Source organism: Gordonia prachuapensis, from assembly GCF_036350515.1.
GTDB lineage: Bacteria > Actinomycetota > Actinomycetes > Mycobacteriales > Mycobacteriaceae > Gordonia > Gordonia prachuapensis.
The window spans coordinates 1-16699 of record NZ_JAZDUE010000001.1 but is presented as its reverse complement, the minus strand read 5'-3'; the positions used below and the strand labels follow the sequence as shown (position 1 = coordinate 16699).

Sequence of the window (16699 nt, the reverse complement as noted above, 5' to 3'; positions counted from 1 at the left end):
CCGGTCACGCCGGTGTCGGCTGGTCTCCGACACCGTGCAGATACGCGCGTTCGACCCGCCCCATGTCCGCGGCCAGGGTCGCTGCCGCATCCTCCAGGGCGACCGTACCGTGTACCAGCACGACTGCCCGGTCGGCGACCTCGAGCGCCAGCCGTACGTGCTGTTCGACGAGGACGACCGCGGTGCCCGTGGCCGCGACGTCGCGCAGCACCGACATGATCGACTCGACCACCACCGGGGCAAGGCCCATGCTGAGTTCATCGATGAGCAGGACCTTCGGCTTCTGCAGCAGGGCCCGTGCGATGGCGAGCATCTGCTGCTCGCCACCGGAGAGCTGCCCGGCGGCGACCCGCAGACGCGGCCGTAAAGCCGGAAAGTACTGCAGCACTTCCTCCATCGTGTGGTCGCCGGACCTGCGCGTGCGCTGGTGGATCGCCAGTCGCAGGTTCTGCCGCGTACTGAGCCGCCGGAACAGGGCGCGGTCGTCGGGCACCAGGACAACCCCGGCACGGACCGCACGTCGGGGGTTGCCCGACGGCATCTCGTCGCCGCCGACACGGACCGTCCCACCCATTCTCGGGATCAGGCCCGACAGTGTCAGCAGCAACGTCGTCTTGCCGGCGCCGTTCGGCCCGAGGATGGCGACGACCTCACCCTCGTCGACGGCGAAGTCGAGGCCACGGATACACGGACTCGTCCGCACATGCCCGGCGTCGAGGTGGGTGCAGTCCAGCACGGTCATGTCGGTACCTCCTCGTTCGCCGGCGGTGTGGGTGCCCCGTCACGCTCGTCGTGCGCGGGTGACCCGAGGTAGGCGCTGACAACCCGTGGGTCACTACGGATCTCGGCCGGTGTCCCGGATGCGATCACCCGGCCGAGGTCGAGCACGACGACCCGGTCACAGATGTCGAACACCAGATCCATGTCGTGATCGACGAGGAGCATCGTCACACCGGATTCCCGTGCCGCCCTGAGCCGGTCACCCAGCCACCGACTCTCGGCGCTGTCGAGTCCCGCGGCGGGCTCGTCGAGGAGCGCTACGGCGGGGCGTCGGGCGAGGACCCGGGCCACCGACACCAGCTGCCGCTGACCTTGCGACAGGTCCGCCGCGGCCGTATCGGCGAGGCCGTGGATGTCGAGCAGTCGCAGGACCGCGTCGCAGGTCTCCGACGCGTCGCTCCCGTTCATGCCGGCGAGGACGTTCTCCGCCACGGAGAGTTCGTCATAGAGCTCGAGATCCTGGAATGTCCGGCCCAGGCCTGCCCGGCTCCGGCGATGCGGCGGACCGCTCAGTTCCGTGCCGGCCAGCACCACCCGACCGTCCGAGCGAACGAATCCGCCGACGGCGTCGATCAGCGTCGTCTTGCCTGCCCCGTTCGGCCCGATCAGTCCCACGATCTCACCGGAACGCACATCGAAACCGACATCATCGACTGCCCGCACCGTTCCGTACCGAACGGTCATCGCCTCGACCGACAGGATGACCTCGGCCGACCCCGACCGGGCAGGTGTGTCCGGACGCGGCGCGAGGGTGGACTCCAAGTGGTCTGTGCCGATCACGGGTGCGGTCGGTGCCGAAGTTCTCCGCGACATCCACCTGTGGAGGAGGCCGGCGAGACCGTCGGGGTTGGTGACCACGGTGAGCACCAACAGGATTCCGCTGACGAGCATGTAATAGTCACCGAACGCGAGGTAGCGGTCGGAGGCGAAGTAGAGGATGCCACCGGGGGCGAGCACGCCGGCGAGCAACGCTCCGGAGATCGACGTCACACCTGCAACGTAGAAGATCGCGAACAGCCCGATCCCGGCGAACACCGTGAAACTGCCTGCGGTGGCCAGGGTTTGCTGATACGCAAGCAGCGCGCCACCCAGACCCGCGATGAAGGACGCGATGGCGAACGCCGCGAGCTTGACGACGCCGACGTTGATGCCGGTGGCGGCCGCCGATCGTTCGTTCGCCCGCACCGCGAGCATCGACGCGCCCAGGCGGCTGCGGCGCAGCCAGGCCACTCCGACGGCGACGATCACGATGGTCGCCAGGCAGACGATGCCGAAGGCGAGACGGGGATATCCCTGGCCCGCACCGATTCCGAGATCCAGTCCGAACAGCGTCGGCGGTTCGATGGGCGCTCCCTGCATTCCGCCGTTGAAGGTCGGGTTGCGAAACCAGAAGGCTTCGAGGAACACCGCCAGCGCGAGTGTCGCGACCATCAGCGGGAGACCACGCACCCGCAGGGCGGGAAGTCCTACCAACACCCCGACCACCATCGCCGCGCACGCCGCCAGCAGCGGCGAGATCGGGAACGGCACACCCAGATCGGAGCTGAATCTACTGAGACTGTAGGCGCCCACCCCGGCCAGGGTGAGCTGTGCGAGCGACACCTGACCGGCGTAACCGGTGACCACGACCTGCGAGAGCGCGATCACCCCGAAGATCATCGTGGCGATGACCGCGAGCCGAAGACTCCCCGATGTGGTGAGCAGCGCACCGAACCCGACGATCACACCGATCACCACCGACAGCGTCAGGCGTCGCGGCCTCGGCGATCGCCCCATGTACTGGCGGATCACCGCACCGCGTCCCGGCAGCGGCTGCCCGCGGATCAGCAGGAATCCGACGATGAGGACGAGCGGCACCGCCTCGGCGACACCGGCCTGCGGCAGCCAGTCCCAGGTCGACTGCAGGTTCGTGGCCTCCGACTGCAGCATCCCGATGAGCAGTCCTGCGCCGACCGTGACGGCGATGCTGGCGAAGTTCCCCACCAGGGCAGCGGCGAGGGCAGGCACGATGAACATGGTGTACGCGACCGGGTTCAGCGGCACGATCGGCGCGATGACGATACCGCCGATACCCGCGGTGGCCGACGACAACGCCCAGTTGCTGATGGCGATCCGATCCGGCGACAACCCGGTGACGAGCGCACCCTTCTCGGACTCGGCGGCAGCCTCGGTGGCGACCCCGAAACGGGTGTAGCGCAGCACGAGTCCGGCGCACACGGCTATACCGACGATGACGACGGCCAGCCACAGACGGTCGGCCGGCACCGCGCTGCTGCCGATCTCGACCGGCTTCGGCGCGAAGATCGGGCCGACGGTCGGCGTGTCCGCTCCGACCCGCAAGGCGATGAGTGCCTGGATCACCAGCATCAGGCCGATGGAGGCCACCGCCTTCGCCAACACTGGAGCGGTCCGCATCTGACGAAAGACGGCCAGATACAGGATCACGCCGAGCACCGCCGAGATGACGACCGAGATGATCAGCGCGGGTGCCACGGCCAGATCTCCGCCGAGATCGATGGTCGACGGGAACCCGGGGATCGGGATGAGCAGCTCGCCGTGCCGTAGGAACGCGAAAGTGTATGCGGCATAAAGGGCGACGGCGCCGGTGGCGAAGTTCACCACACCGGAGCTCTTGAAGGTCATCACCAGGGCGAGGCCGAGTGCGGCGTAGACCGCACCGTTGCCGAGGCCCAACGCGAGGAAGGCGAAATGCTGTGTCATGAGACGTCCTCGGTCGGGGGCCGCACGTGGCGACCCCCGACCATTCGGTCGGTGCGGTCAGTTCGCGCCGTTGTTGACCGCTGTCGTGTTCTCCAGCGTCGCGTCATCGGTGACGTCGCTGACGAGGATCGCCCGACTGCACAACGCCCTCAGCTGAGGCACCGCGCTGCCGTCACAGGTGAACGTGATGCCCTCTGCCGCCGGCAGCGGCACATCCTTCGCCGACGACATCGCGGTGGCGATCGCCTCCGGCGTGACCGGCCCGGTCAGCGACTCCCCCACCTCGCCGAGTGACATGACCACCTGGTAGCCGAGGTAGCCGAGCCCGGCCGGGTCGGTGTCCGGGGCGTACTCGGCCATCACGCTGCGGTACAGGTCAGACGACTCGGTGTCGGCGCCCACGACGACCGTGGTGAACGCCTTGGCTCCGGCGACGGCCTCGTTCCCGACGTTGTCGAGGACGGGTTTGTCGAGGCAGCTGGCGATCAGATACTTCTGCACGTCGGGCGCGACGGTCTGCAGGGCCTTCAGCGACGAGATGCACTGCCCGGTGTCGCCGAGAATCGTGACGGCGTCCGGGTTGTCGGCGAGGCCGGCGGTGATCTGTGGTGTGGGATCAGCGGTCCCGGTCGGCACCGTCACGACCTTCAGTTCGATTCCGGCCTGCTGGAACATCGGTGTGCCCAGCGCCTGCACGGACGCGGCTGCGTCACCACTGTCACCGACGAGCACGGTGAACTTCTTGTATCCGGCCTGCGCAGCGGTGGCCGCCTGCCCCGAAAGGACTGCGACGATGCCGCCGGAGAGCATGTAGGCGTTCTCCGAGACCATCTCGACCTGCGACACGGGCGCCTGCGAGATGTAGGGGATGCCCGCGCCGGTGATGATCGGCAGCATCACCGCGCCCTGCGCCCCCAACGGCGAGATGACCGCTGCGACTTGGTCCTCCACCATCTGGTTGGCGCAGGCGGTTGCCGAGGCGGGGTCCTCCTGCTGCTCGCAGACGACGAGATCCACCTGGTGCCCACCGATTCCGCCGCCATTGTTGTTCAGGTACTGCGCGGCAGCCTCACCACCCTCGCGCACCATGGGCAGCGACACCGCCCCACCCTCGGGGGTGATGTAGCCGATCTTGATCGGATCACCCGTGGCCGGGTTCGACGGAAGGGCAGAGGTGTCACCGGCCGGGGCCGAGGAGTCTGACGAGCTGTCGTCGGCACACGCTGTCACGCCGCCGAGGACGAGCAATCCCGCCGCCCCGGCCATGACCGTCGAACGAAGGCTGCGCTTGAAGAATGGAGATGCTGCTTTCATGTGGCCCCCTTCAGAGCTGACGCGGCCGAGATCCTTGCCCTGGCCTGCGAAGAGGACTTCCAGTAAGCGCAACAGTAACGATCACGGTAACTCCTCCGGGCAGAACACTAGCGTGATACAGATCACGGGAGAAGGGTTTTCCGTCAAATCGGTCATGCCGCCGCGCGGACCGACTTTCTCGCGAAACCCCGGCGCCGAACGACCACGTAGGGTTGGTCGAGCGTCCGAAACGCCGGGCGCCGCGCCGGCGGAGGGAAGGGAGACGATGGCCAGCCCCAAGACTCGCCGAACCTCGACGAACCGACGCCCCCGCGGGTCGATCTCCGCCGACGAGATCATCACCGGCGCTTTCGAAGTCGCCAATCAAGTGTCGTTGGCCGAATTCAGCATGCCGCTGCTCGCCAAGCACCTCGACGTCGGGGTCACGAGCATCTACTGGTACTTCCGCAAGAAGGAGGACCTCCTCGACGCGATGTCGGAGAAGGCCGGCGCGGAGTACCAGGAGGCGACCCCGTTCGAAGGTGCCGACGACTGGCAGGACGCACTCCGCAGACACTTCCGCCGGATGCACCGGACCTTCCGGGCGCAGCCGGTCATGGTCGAACTGACGCTTCTGCGCGTTCGCAATGCCCGGTCGAGCCCCGCGTCACTCGAGGTGATGGCCGAGAAGCTGGAGACCATCATCGCCTCGTTGGTGTCCGCGGGGTTCACCCGCGACGGTGCTCTGGAGGTGTACCTCTCGCTCCTGGCGCACGTGTGTGGCAGCGCGATGCTCGAACACTTCGGCGTCTTCACCGGCAGCGAAGCCGATCCCGATGGCACCGTACGTCCGAACGACCCACTGATCGAGGCCCTGTCCACCCGCGGTCATCACATCGACAACGTCAACGAGCGAACATTCGAGTTCATCTTCGAGGCCATCCTCCTCCGCGCGGAAGCGATGCTCTCCGACCACCGCGACGGGTGATCGGAAACGCGCGGAGGTAGCGTTGACGACGTGAACAGCGCCGTTCCGAACAGCACGTCCCCACCGTTCAGCGCCGACGAAGCCGCCCGGGTCAGGGCGATCTGGACATCACTCGGCCTGCCCGGACTCATCGACGTCCACACCCACTTCATGCCGAAACCGGTGATGGACAAGGTCTGGGCGTACTTCGACTCCGCGGGGCCGATGCTCGGCCGCGAATGGCCGATCACGTACCGCGCCGACGAAGACGTCCGGGTCGCGGCTCTGCAGGAGTTCGGTATCCGCGCCTACTCGTCGCTCGTGTATCCCCACAAGCCGGACATGGCCGAGTGGCTCAACGGGTGGGCCACCGACTTCGCCGCCCACCACCCCGATTGTCTGCACACGGCGACGTTCTACCCGGAGGAGTCGGCGCCGACCTACGTGTCACAGGCCATCGCACGCGGCGTCGGGGTGTTCAAGTGTCACATCCAGGTCGGCGACTTCACGCCGACGGACTCGCTCCTCGACGGCGTGTGGTCGCAGATCGCCGACAGTCAGATCCCGGTGATCATCCATTGCGGGTCGGGCCCGGCTCCCGGCAATTACACCGGCCCCGGGCCGATAGCGGCACTGCTCCATCGTTTTCCGTCGTTGCCGCTGATCATCGCGCACATGGGAACCCCGGAGTACGTGGAGTTCCTCGACATCGCCGACCGATATCGCAACGTCCGATTCGACACGACGATGTCGTTCACCGACTTCGCCGAGGAATCGGCACCGTTCCCGCGAGATGCGTTGCCCCGCTTACTCGATCTCAGCGATCGGATCCTGTTCGGCAGCGACTTCCCGAACATCCCGTATCCGTACACGCATGCCCTCGAGGCACTGATCCGGCTCGACCTGGGCGACGACTGGCTGCGCGACGTGATCTACCGAAACGCCGCCGACCTGTTCGGCATCAGCTCCGCTCAGAGCACCTGAGACAGGAAGTTGCGCAGGCGTTCCGACGACGCATCGGTGAAGATCTGCTCGGGTGCACCGGTTTCCACGACCGCCCCGTGGTCCATGAACAGCACATGGTCGGACACGTTGCGGGCGTAGCCCATCTCATGGGTCACGACGACCATCGTCATGCCCTTCTCGGACAGCTCGGTGATCAGCGCGAGCACACCCTTCACCAGTTCGGGGTCGAGCGCCGACGTCGCCTCGTCGAAGAACATCACCTGAGGTTCCATCGCCAATGCGCGGGCGATGGCGACGCGCTGCTGTTGCCCGCCGGACAGGTTGCCCGGCCGCGCGTCGGCCTTGTTCCGCAGGCCGACGATGTCGAGTTGCCGTAACGCCACCTCATGCGCCTCGTCCTTGCTCAGACTGCGGAGCTTCTGTGGTCCGAGCGCGATGTTCTGGGCGACAGTCTTGTGCGGGAACAGATTGAAGTGCTGGAACACCATGCCGATGCGGCGCCGCAGCTCGTCGGGATTGTCCGCCAGGACCGAACGCCCGTCCAGCAGGATGTCGCCCTGATCGGGTTCGTGCAGCCGGTTGAGCACCCGCAGCAGTGTCGACTTCCCCGATCCCGACGGACCGATCACCGTGGTGGTCGTCCCGGCGTCGACCTGGATGTCCACGCCGCGCAGGACATGATTCTTGCCAAAGGACAGATGCAATCCAGTGCCGGTCAGTGACACGGCATCTCGGGACACGGCGTCACGGCTGTTGGTGGGATCGGACACTGCTCATCCCTTCTCGACGGCGGTCGGCGGCAGGGGGTCGTCCTCGGTTTCGGCAGGTCTACCGGTCCGCAGCCGGGCATCGATGTAATTGACCAGATGCGTCAGCGGGATGGTCAGCGCGAGGTAGACGATGCCGGCAGCGACCAGCGGCGACAGGTTGCCGGTCTGCGCGTTGAGATCACGTCCCACCGCGAACAGTTCGCGTTGGCTCGCCAGCAATCCCAGGAAGTACACCAGCGAGCTGTCCTTGATGAGGGAGATGAACTGGTTCATCAGAGCCGGCAACACGCGTCGCACGCCCTGCGGCACGACGACGAGCCGCATCGACTGGCGGTAACTGAATCCGATGGCACGCGCGGCTTCCATCTGCCCGTCGTCGACGCTCTGGATGCCGGCGCGGAAGATCTCCCCGATGTACGCCGCGGCCAGCAGCGCCAGGGCGATCGCGCCCAGCCAGTAGGGGTTGTTGCCGGTGATGCCGCGGACCACGGGGCCGACACCGAGACCCACGATGAGGATGACCACCACGGCGGGCAGGCCTCGGAAGATGTCGGTGTAGACACGCGCCGGCCATCTCAGCCATCGGGACCGCGAAATGCCGGCGACCGCCAGCAGCATGCCGAGAATCGTGCCCAACACACCGGACACGGCCGACAGGATCAAGGTGTTGACCAGGCCGGTCTTGATGAGATCGGGGAACGATTCCTTGTACAGCTCCCAGTCGAAGAAGGTGGCGCCGAGCTGCTCGAGAGTGCTCCGCGGGGCCGTGTCGGTGTCCTCGGAGTCGTCGGCGGCCGCGTTCTCCCGGGCGATCGCGGCGAAATCGGGCAGCTCGGGTTCGGGGGCGGCCTTGCTCCCCGGTTTCCATCCGTCGGGCAGTTCGCGCGGAACCCAGTCGGCGTAGAGGTCGGCGTAGGTGCCGTCGGCGATCACGGCGTCCAGTCCGGAGTTGAGCGCCTCGGTCAGGCGCGGCTTGTTCTTGCCGATCGCCCAGGCGATGAAGTTGTTGACGCTGAAGGTGTTCTCGACGATCGAGGCGTTGTCGCCGGGCTGCACCGACCCTTCGGCCTGCTGCGACGGCGCCACCCAGGCGTCGATCTGGCCGGCCTTCAGGTTGGCGTACGCGGTGGCGTAGTCGGGGAACTTGACGGGGTCGAGTCCCAGCGTGTTGACGACGTAGTCGTCCTGCACCGTGCCCTGGACGACGCCGATGCGCACCGACTCGTTCAGGTCGTCGAATCCCCCGATCGAGCCACCGTCGGGGGCGACCAGCGAGAAGTATCCGAAGTCGTAACCGTTGGTGAAATCGACGGTGCGCCGCCGTTCGTCGGTCGTAGTGATCGATGACGACCCCACGTCGAACCGGTTGTTGGCCACCTGCGACAGCAACCCGGCGAACTCGGTGCCGGCGAATTGGATCTGCAGGCCCAGTTTGGCCGCGACCGCCTTGAGGAGCTCGTTGTCGAAGCCGGTGAACACCCCTTCGCTGTTCACGCAGATGCTGGGGCCGGCATCCGAGAGCGTCCCGACCGACAGCCGCCCGGGCGTCAGCAGTTCCAGTCCGCTCACGTCGATCTGGTCGATCGGTGTCGTGGTCTCCGTGGTGAAGCGGTCGTCGCCGCCCTGATCGGCCGCGGCGAGATTCACCGGGGCGGCCGACGCGGACCCCACGCCCGGCGGCGCACAGTTGTCGGTGGGCGCCGCAGCCGCGCGCGGGGGTGCGAGCACAGCGACGGCGGCCATCACACCGATGACCAGCACGACGGCTGCGGCTGTGATGCGCAGCAGGCGGGGTGCGGATGTCATCTCTGCACAGTAGCGAGGACCACCGCTGCCATCCGCCGGACGACGTCCACTGGGTGAAAGCCGACCCGGCCCTTGGTCGATGTCGGACTATGCCGAGTCGCGCGCGGCAATCCGCGCCCGGACCTCGGGACGCCGCAGTGGCGGCACCGTCTTGGGCGGCTGCCGCCGTTCGGGGAGCGCGTCGAGCAGTTCGTGGGTGGCGTCGGTGACCTTCTGCACAGCCGCTTCGAACGCCTCGACGTTGGCGGCCGACGGATGCCGGACGCCGCTGACCTTACGGACGTACTGTCGCGCCGCGGCCTCGATCTCCTCGTCGGTCGCGGCGGGTTCCAAGCCGCGGAGTTCGGTGATGTTGCGGCACATGGTGGACTCCTCGGGCAGGTTGTGGTCGGGTCGGCCTCGATACGCGCCGGGCTCGCAGGCTCGCTCGCCACCCGGTGGTCGAGTAGCCGACGAGCCTGCGAGGAGGCCCACCCGGTGGTCGAGTAGCCGACGAGCCTGCGAGGAGGCGTATCGAGACCCGTCGTCAGTCGGCGATCTTGACGACTGCCTTCCCCAGGATCCGCCCCTCGGCGAGATCCGTCAACGCCTTCGGCAGTTCGTCGAGCGTGTAGGTGACGTTGACCTGCGGACTCATCCCGGCGGCGATCATCTCCCCCAGCTCGTCGTGCAACAGAGCCGGCAGATCCGGGTGGGTGCGCACGTACTCGCCCCAGGCCGCGCCCACCACCGAGATGTTGCGGAAGAGCACCCGGTTGAGCTTCACGGTGGGGATACCGCCCGCGGCGAACCCGATGACCACGTACCGGCCGTCGGGCGCCACCTGGCGCAGGGCCTCGTCGAAAACCTCACCACCCGACGGGTCGATCATCACGTCGACACCGGCCGGCTCGATCTCCTTGAGCTTCGCACCCCAGCCCTCTTCGAGCTGGACCACCTCGTCGGCGCCCGCGCTGCGCAGCAGCTCCTCGGCACCCTTGCGATGCACGATCGCGATCACCTTGGCGCCCATGGCCTTCGCCACCATGATCGATGCGGTTCCCACGCCACCTGCCGCGCCGAGGACGCCGACGACCTCACCAGGCGCCGTCTGCGCACGTACCTTGAGCGCGAACAACGCCGTCTGGTAGTTGATGCCCATCGCCGAACCCTGTTCGAACGACAGGCCGTCGGGCAGCGGCAGGAGCTGCTCGGGAGCCGCGACGACCTGCTCGGCGAAGCCACCGACGACCGAGGCCACGAGCACCTTGTCGCCGGCCTTGACCGACGATCCCGCCGGCGCCTCACGCACCACACCGGCCACCTCGGTACCCGGGGTGAACGGAGTCGGTACGCGGAGCTGGTACTTGCCCTGACTCATGAGGAGGTCGGGGAAACACACCCCGCACGACTTGATGTCGACGAGGACCTGTCCGTCGGCGGGCTTCGGGTCGTCGACAGTGGTCAGCTCGAGTCCTTCGGGACCGGTCTCTGCGGTCAGCACCTGTGCTTGCATACGGCTCACCCTACTGTGCGGCGATGGGTGAACGGATAGGATCTGCCTCATGACCGCATCGTCGACGCAGATGTCGAACACACCATCGCCGGAGCGACGGAAGGTCGCCGAGGACGCGCCCGGGTTCATGCCGCTCGACGAGGCGCAGACCCTGTTCGAGATCGCGGGTGAGTATCTGTCACAACGTGATTCGACAAAAGTCGGCGTCGAGATCGGCACGTATTGCGGCAAGTCGACGGTGTTCCTCGGTGCCGCCGCCGAGGCGTGTGAGGCGACCATCGTCACCGTCGACCACCACCGCGGTTCCGAAGAACATCAGCCCGGTTGGGAGTACCACGACGAGTCGCTGGTCGACCCGCACACCGGCACGCTGGACACGTCGGCGCGCTTCCGCCGCACCATGTTCGACGCGGGACTCGAGGACACCGTCGTGGGCATGCTGGCGCCGTCGGCGACCGCTGCGAAGGTGTGGGGACAACCCGCCGACTTCGTCTTCATCGACGGTGGCCACAGCATGCAGGCCGCGCAGACCGACCTCGACGGCTGGGCGCCGTGGGTGCGGATCGGTGGTGCGCTGCTGATCCACGACGTGTTCCCGAACCCCGAGGACGGCGGCCGTCCCCCGTACGAGATCTACTGCCAGGCCCTCGCGACCGGCCAGTTCACCGAGGTGCGCGTCGAGGGCTCGCTGCGGGTCCTGCGCCGGGACTCCGGCACCCCCGGCGAGCCGTTCCCCGGCTCCTGATCGGTTCCTCCTCCCCCACTTCCCGATTGGTCCCCCATCTGCAGGTAGCGGACGAGGCAACACGTGGGGGAGGAACTCACGTGATGAGGCCAGAGGCCTGCAGTGCGGCGATCACCTTCGCGTGGAGCACCTTCGGACGAAGGGTGTCACCCCATGTCCAGCGGACCACATGGGGGCCGGCCGCGCGGATCGCGTCTTCCCGTAGCTTCTCCTCGTAGATGACCTCCTCCGGCAGACGATCGTCGCCGAACGGATTCGACCGGTGGTACTTGAAACGACCGTCGAACTCACCGACCACCCGGAGGACACCGTTGGCGTCTCGCCAGCCGAAATCACCCCGCACCTCTGTGCGCCTGCCGCCGATGTCGACGTCGATACTCACCTGTGACTCCGGCGCCGGGATCTTCGTGCTTTCGGCCATCACGAACCGACTGACTGTCTCACCGATACTCTCCGAAGAGCCGTCCGTACGGGCCAGGGCCGCGCGCAGCATCGCGACGCCGTGGTGTCGCCTGAGGCGTGCGAGCTGTGCTTGCAAGTCGCCCATCGTAGTACCGCGTCGAAGCGCCGAATCCAGAACACAGACCGCTTGTAACAGCGTGCTTGTCCGCGCGACGTCGCAGGCCGAGCGGGCCACGGATGTGACCGGGATGCCGTCGACGATGCAGACATCGGAGTCGGCAAGTGCAGCCTGATGAATGATCCCGCGGCCACCCCGCCTTCCGGTTGTGGCCGAGGTGAAGTGGACCTTGGACAGATCCGGATACAGCATCGGAATACGGTGCATGGCGGCCGCCGAGACATGACTCACGGTCCGCTCCGGGCCACCGCTGCTCGATGCCCCGATCACCACCACCCGATACCTCTCGAGTGATGCGGAGTGGCGTTGCGCCCGTTCATCGGTACCGGCCGGCAGGTAGACACCGCGCCAGACACGCGCGATCGCGCCGTTCTCGACGCCGCGGCGCAAGGCGGCGTCCGAAGTGCCCCGGCCAAGTGCTGCTGCTCGAAACAGGAGATGCTCGGAGCCGATACCCAGATCGTCCATGAGTGGTCATCATGCCGGTATCGCGACACCTTCTGCGGATTCCATCCACAAGCGCCGTTCGTCCGCCACATGCCGCTTCGTCCCCCAGATGCAGCTGGGGGACGAAGTGAGATCCAGGGGAAGAACCGTCAAGGCACCATGGCGCGCAGCTTGCCGAGCACATCGGGGTAACGCTGCAAATGTGCGCCACCGTTGACGTCGAAGGCAGCCCCGGTGATCCAGGACGCCTTGTCGGAGGCCAGGAAGGTCACCATGTCGGCGATCTCGTCCGGGCGCCCGGCCCGTCCCAGGGGTGTGTTCTCGATGTACTCCTCGGTCAGCCCCGGCACGATCGACAATCCCGCGGTCAAGGGGGTGTCGACCAGGCCCGGCGACACGGCATTCACTCGGACTCCGCGTGACGCCAGCTCGAGCGCGGCCACCTCCACCAGCATCGTCACCCCGGCCTTCGATGCGCAGTAGGCGCCCATCCCCGCACCGGGCTGTCGACCGTTGAGCGACGAGATCACGACGATGCTGCCGCCGTCGGCGATGCGCTGTCCGGCGTGTTTGAGCACGAGGAACGCCCCGGTGAGACAGACGTCGATGGTGGTCTGCCACTGTTCGAGAGGCAGTTCGGTGATGGCACCCGGGATCGTCAGGCCGGCGCAGCTCACCACCGTCTGCAGGTCCTCGATGCCGTCGAAGCCGGCGGCGACGGACGCCTCGTCGGTGACGTCCATGGCCACCGCGAGGGCGCCCATCTCGTCGGCGGCCGACCGCGCGGCCTCGGCGTTCACATCCGCGACGACGACCTGATCCCCCTCGGCGACAAACGCTTTCGCCACGGCAAGCCCGATCCCCGAAGCGCCACCGACCACCAGCGCGGTGCCGCTCATCGCGCCGCGGCCCCGGCCGCCGACACCTCGGCCGTGAGGTGCCTGGTGAGGAACGAGATCTGATGTGCGACAGCGGTCTCGAACCAGTCCTTGCCCTCGAACACGTCGAAGTGGTCGCACGGATAGTGCCGAACCTCGGCGCGCGCCTTGAACCCCGCCTTGGCCGCGGCGTGCGGTGGTGCGCCCTGATCGAAGTCGGCGATCTGCATCAGGACCGGAGCATCGACGTTCTCGGCCGCCTTGTCGGCGCGGAAGCTGCCGAGTTCGAGGCCGACGGAGGCGTCGACCTCGTTGCGCCATGATGGTCCGGCGATCGCGAGGTAGTCCTCGTAGAAGCCCGGCGAGGTGAGCGCCGCCTTCTCCCCCGGCCTGCCGACGACCGGCATCATCATCGGCGAACGCCCCGCCTTCGCCCCCAGTGCGCTGCCGATCCCCACGACGGTGGAACGCAGCATCGACGCGGCACCCACCTGCGGGTAGTGGTGCACGCCCGCCGACAACCCGTTCACGAGCGGGACCATGCTGATCACCGCGGCGACGTCGGATCGGCCACCGGCGACGATCAGTGCGTGGCCGCCGGATTGGGAGATCCCCCACAGGATCACGCGTCCGGGGTCGATGCCCGGTTGGCGTTTCGCTGCGACGATCGCGCTGCGGTAGTCCTCGGCCTGTGCACGCATCGAGATACGTTGACGCGGCTCGCCTCCCGACAACCCGAAGCCGCGATAGTCGAACACGAACACCGCCAGGCCGGCATCCGCCAACCGCCGAGCATAGGGGTCGAGCCCGGAGTCCTTGGTACCGGCGAATCCGTGCGCCATGACGACCACCGGCCGCCCGGCCGAACCATCGAATGGCGATCGCTCGGTACCCGGATAGAACCAGGCGTCGCAGGTGGTCCCGAGGGAATCGAATGTCACGTTCTGCCGGGTGGTCACTGTCCGGCTCCCGCCGTCGCGGCAGCCGGTTCGACGGACTGCTCACCCACCCGTGACCAGGCCGGACCCCCTTGTGCGGCCGCTCGTCTCATCCCCGACGGGATCTCCTTGGTCCTCATATCGTGTTCGTAGAGATAGTGATCGAGCTGCTGGGTGTGGCGGGGTCGATCGAGCATGTGCCCGGTGTAGAACTGCATGTCCTCGGTGATGACGCGGTGCATGTCGTCGACGGCGGGCAGGCGGTAGCGGCCGACCGCGTAGGCGCCGATCAACCGCGCCTGGCACTCGACGAACGGGAACAACGTCGGAGTCGCCTGCGCGAACCCGGCGAAGACCAGGTCGTCGATACCGGGATAGAACATCCGCTTGTACAGGTCGATGCGATTGTCCGGAGCGCTGATGAAGTCCTCGTCGAAGAACGGGAAGGTGATGTTGTAACCGGTTGCGTAGATGATGATGTCGAAGTCGTCGGCGGTTCCGTCCTCGAAGTGCACCGTCTCGCCGTCGAGTCTGGCGATGTTGGGTTTGGCGATCACGTCGCCCGACCCCAGGCGCAACGGCAGTTCGACCGACTGTGTCGGATGTGCTTCGAAGAACTTGTGATTCGGCGTCGGCAGCCCGTAGTCCTCCGGACGTCCGGCCGTCACCGGCTGCATGACCTGCATGAACTTCCGCTGCCACGACCACGGGATGTACGGGGACGTGTGGTAGTACTTGTCGGCCGGCGTTCCCGCGAAGTATTTCGGCACGATCCACGCACCCGATCTGGTCGACAGGGTCAGCGTGTTGTCGAGCGCCTTCGACGACAGCTCGACGGCGATGTCGGCGGCGCTGTTTCCCAAGCCCACCACCAGGATTCGCTTTCCGGTGAACTCGTGCGGCGTCTTCGGGTCGACGTAGTGGTGGGCATGCATCTCGAGCCCGTCGAATTGACCGGGGAAATCGGGAAGTCGAGGATCCCAGTGGTGCCCGTTGGCCACGATCAGCAGATCGAACAGTCGCCGCTCGCCCCGCTGGGTCTCGAGTTCCCAGCCGCCGTCCTCGAGACGACGGGCGTGGGTGACACCGTTCTCGAACTCGATGTTCTCGAGGAGACCGAAGGCTTCGGCATATGAGTCCAGGTATGCCTTGATCTGGGTGTGGTGGGGAAAGTCCGGATAACTCTCGGGCATCGGAAAATCCCGGAACGACAACTGATGTTTGGACGTGTCGATGTGCAGCGAACGATAGGCGCTGCTGTGCCCGTTCGGATTCCCGAACGCCCAGTTCCCACCGATGCGGTCCGAGGACTCGAAACAGGTGTAGGGCACGCCGTAGTCGGCGAGCATCTTGCCCGCGGTGAGGCCGCTGATGCCGGCCCCGATGACCGCGGTCCGCGGTAGGTATGGACTCATGTCATATTCCTCACCGAACGCCCGGCCGCACCGGATCAGTAGACAGATTGCATATTCTGTCTACCGCATTTCCATCGCCGGGTAAACAGAATCCGAGATTTGTCTACGGGTTTTGCTAGGGTTCGAACGTGAAGGAGGCACCGCCACAGAGTCGGCCCACGAGCACCGTCAGCGCACGGCTGCTCGACGCAACCGAGAAATTACTGGCCGACAAGGGAATCCGGGCGACCACGATGCAAGAGGTGGCCGAGACCGCGGGCGTCTCACGGGCCTGGCTCTATCGGCACTTTCCGGACAAGTCGACCTTGATCGGCGCCGCCCTGGTGCGGCTGAACGAATCGTTCTGGTCGGACGCCGTCGGCGAACTCGACGAGATCGACGACTTCGAGCGGCAGGTGGCGGCAGGGGTACGGATCGGACGTGGCGCCTACGACGACCCTGGCACGCTACTCCTTCGCCTGCGGACCGAGGAGCCCGACGACTTCGCCGCGTGCGCCGGCGCCGGTGTCGCGGGCCTGGTTCCCGACCTCGCGCAGTTTTGGCGGCCCTATATCGAGGCCGCCGCGGCACGTGGCGAGATCCACCCCGGGCACAACCTCGCCGAGGTGTCGGAATGGGTTGCGCGCGTGCTGATCAGCCTCGGAACCGTACCGTCGGAGACCATCGACCCTGACGACCCGGACGCCGTCATCAGGCACGTCCGTCGGTACCTGATGCCGGCGTTGCGGGCAGATCCGGGGGACGTGGCGGATGGTCTCGATACACCGCTCGGCTAGTGTCCTGCGCCATAAATTCGTTAAATAACTGTAACGGAGGGATGTTGCGCGGCAAACGGGCTGCTCGGGCGTGGGATCCTGGGGTATGGCAGGTGGGCGACCGAAGATCGAGTTGGTGTTGA

Annotated in this window: 15 protein-coding genes; 4 read left to right on the top strand and 11 right to left on the bottom strand. The window is 66.7% G+C overall.

Going from position 1 to position 16699, the window contains the following annotated elements:
- Positions 1–4: 4 nt before the first annotated feature.
- Genes V1Y59_RS00075 through V1Y59_RS00065 form a run of 3 tightly spaced genes read right to left on the bottom strand, consistent with a single transcriptional unit; the run spans position 5 to position 4815 of the window.
- Positions 5–742, bottom strand: coding sequence for a branched-chain amino acid ABC transporter ATP-binding protein (locus V1Y59_RS00075; RefSeq protein ID WP_330502825.1), 738 nt, complete (start codon positions 740–742; stop codon positions 5–7).
- A complete protein-coding gene (locus V1Y59_RS00070; RefSeq protein ID WP_330502824.1) occupies positions 739–3501 on the bottom strand; it encodes a branched-chain amino acid ABC transporter permease/ATP-binding protein in 2763 nt (920 codons plus the stop codon). The genes V1Y59_RS00075 and V1Y59_RS00070 overlap by 4 nt, the downstream gene beginning before the upstream one ends.
- 57 nt (positions 3502–3558) lie before the next feature.
- Positions 3559–4815, bottom strand: coding sequence for an ABC transporter substrate-binding protein (locus V1Y59_RS00065; RefSeq protein WP_330502823.1), 1257 nt, complete (start codon positions 4813–4815; stop codon positions 3559–3561).
- A gap of 265 nt (positions 4816–5080) precedes the next feature.
- On the opposite strand from V1Y59_RS00065, the gene V1Y59_RS00060 reads away from it, so the two are divergent.
- Positions 5081–5782: a TetR/AcrR family transcriptional regulator gene (locus V1Y59_RS00060; RefSeq protein ID WP_330502822.1), complete on the top strand. Its 702-nt coding sequence runs from the start codon at positions 5081–5083 to the stop codon at positions 5780–5782.
- Between the two features lie 30 nt (positions 5783–5812).
- Positions 5813–6745, top strand: coding sequence for an amidohydrolase family protein (locus tag V1Y59_RS00055; RefSeq protein ID WP_330502821.1), 933 nt, complete (start codon positions 5813–5815; stop codon positions 6743–6745).
- On the opposite strand, the gene V1Y59_RS00050 is transcribed toward V1Y59_RS00055, so the two are convergent.
- From V1Y59_RS00050 to V1Y59_RS00035, 4 genes are all read right to left on the bottom strand, one after another.
- On the bottom strand, positions 6733–7497 hold the full coding sequence (locus V1Y59_RS00050) for an amino acid ABC transporter ATP-binding protein (protein ID WP_330502820.1): 765 nt from the start codon (positions 7495–7497) through the stop codon (positions 6733–6735). The genes V1Y59_RS00055 and V1Y59_RS00050 overlap by 13 nt on opposite strands.
- Positions 7498–7500: 3 nt before the next feature.
- The gene (locus tag V1Y59_RS00045; protein ID WP_330503210.1) at positions 7501–9240 is read right to left on the bottom strand and encodes an ABC transporter substrate-binding protein/permease; all 1740 of its coding nucleotides are present in this window, start codon (positions 9238–9240) and stop codon (positions 7501–7503) included.
- Between the two features lie 150 nt (positions 9241–9390).
- The gene (locus V1Y59_RS00040) at positions 9391–9666 is read right to left on the bottom strand and encodes a DUF2277 domain-containing protein (protein ID WP_330433144.1); all 276 of its coding nucleotides are present in this window, start codon (positions 9664–9666) and stop codon (positions 9391–9393) included.
- Between the two features lie 163 nt (positions 9667–9829).
- Entirely contained in the window at positions 9830–10798 is a 969-nt protein-coding gene (locus V1Y59_RS00035; RefSeq protein WP_330502819.1) for an NADPH:quinone oxidoreductase family protein, read from the bottom strand.
- Positions 10799–10847: 49 nt separating this feature from the next.
- Between V1Y59_RS00035 and V1Y59_RS00030 the strand changes: the two genes are divergently transcribed.
- Positions 10848–11543 carry a class I SAM-dependent methyltransferase gene (locus V1Y59_RS00030; protein ID WP_330502818.1) on the top strand — a complete coding sequence of 232 codons (696 nt, stop codon included), beginning with the start codon at positions 10848–10850 and terminating at the stop codon, positions 11541–11543.
- Positions 11544–11619: 76 nt separating this feature from the next.
- Here V1Y59_RS00030 and V1Y59_RS00025 read toward each other — a convergent pair whose 3' ends face one another.
- The 4 genes from V1Y59_RS00025 to V1Y59_RS00010 all read right to left on the bottom strand — a co-directional run bounded on the left by V1Y59_RS00025 (position 11620) and on the right by V1Y59_RS00010 (position 15801).
- Positions 11620–12591, bottom strand: a complete 972-nt coding sequence (locus V1Y59_RS00025; protein WP_330502817.1) for a hypothetical protein — start codon at positions 12589–12591, stop codon at positions 11620–11622.
- Positions 12592–12719: 128 nt separating this feature from the next.
- Positions 12720–13469 carry an SDR family NAD(P)-dependent oxidoreductase gene (locus V1Y59_RS00020; RefSeq protein WP_330502816.1) on the bottom strand — a complete coding sequence of 250 codons (750 nt, stop codon included), beginning with the start codon at positions 13467–13469 and terminating at the stop codon, positions 12720–12722.
- The gene (locus V1Y59_RS00015; RefSeq protein ID WP_330502815.1) at positions 13466–14407 is read right to left on the bottom strand and encodes an alpha/beta hydrolase; all 942 of its coding nucleotides are present in this window, start codon (positions 14405–14407) and stop codon (positions 13466–13468) included. The genes V1Y59_RS00020 and V1Y59_RS00015 overlap by 4 nt, the downstream gene beginning before the upstream one ends.
- Entirely contained in the window at positions 14404–15801 is a 1398-nt protein-coding gene (locus tag V1Y59_RS00010; RefSeq protein WP_330502814.1) for a flavin-containing monooxygenase, read from the bottom strand. Before V1Y59_RS00010 ends, V1Y59_RS00015 begins: the two co-directional genes overlap by 4 nt.
- 128 nt (positions 15802–15929) lie before the next feature.
- On the opposite strand from V1Y59_RS00010, the gene V1Y59_RS00005 reads away from it, so the two are divergent.
- Positions 15930–16577 (top strand): TetR/AcrR family transcriptional regulator, encoded by a 648-nt coding sequence (locus V1Y59_RS00005; protein WP_330502813.1) that lies wholly within the window; start codon positions 15930–15932, stop codon positions 16575–16577.
- The last annotated feature ends 122 nt before the right edge of the window (positions 16578–16699 follow it).

What these genes read in the sequence shown, in the direction of transcription:
- V1Y59_RS00010 (WP_330502814.1), bottom strand. Translation starts at nt 15,801, where the DNA reads ATGAGTCCATACCTACCGCGGACCGCGGTCATCGGGGCCGGCATCAGC.
- V1Y59_RS00030 (WP_330502818.1), top strand. Translation starts at nt 10,848, where the DNA reads ATGACCGCATCGTCGACGCAGATGTCGAACACACCATCGCCGGAGCGA.
- V1Y59_RS00065 (WP_330502823.1), bottom strand. Translation starts at nt 4,815, where the DNA reads ATGAAAGCAGCATCTCCATTCTTCAAGCGCAGCCTTCGTTCGACGGTC.
- V1Y59_RS00070 (WP_330502824.1), bottom strand. Translation starts at nt 3,501, where the DNA reads ATGACACAGCATTTCGCCTTCCTCGCGTTGGGCCTCGGCAACGGTGCG.
- V1Y59_RS00045 (WP_330503210.1), bottom strand. Translation starts at nt 9,240, where the DNA reads ATGGCCGCCGTCGCTGTGCTCGCACCCCCGCGCGCGGCTGCGGCGCCC.
- V1Y59_RS00040 (WP_330433144.1), bottom strand. Translation starts at nt 9,666, where the DNA reads ATGTGCCGCAACATCACCGAACTCCGCGGCTTGGAACCCGCCGCGACC.
- V1Y59_RS00075 (WP_330502825.1), bottom strand. Translation starts at nt 742, where the DNA reads ATGACCGTGCTGGACTGCACCCACCTCGACGCCGGGCATGTGCGGACG.
- V1Y59_RS00025 (WP_330502817.1), bottom strand. Translation starts at nt 12,591, where the DNA reads ATGGACGATCTGGGTATCGGCTCCGAGCATCTCCTGTTTCGAGCAGCA.
- V1Y59_RS00035 (WP_330502819.1), bottom strand. Translation starts at nt 10,798, where the DNA reads ATGCAAGCACAGGTGCTGACCGCAGAGACCGGTCCCGAAGGACTCGAG.
- V1Y59_RS00060 (WP_330502822.1), top strand. Translation starts at nt 5,081, where the DNA reads ATGGCCAGCCCCAAGACTCGCCGAACCTCGACGAACCGACGCCCCCGC.
- V1Y59_RS00020 (WP_330502816.1), bottom strand. Translation starts at nt 13,469, where the DNA reads ATGAGCGGCACCGCGCTGGTGGTCGGTGGCGCTTCGGGGATCGGGCTT.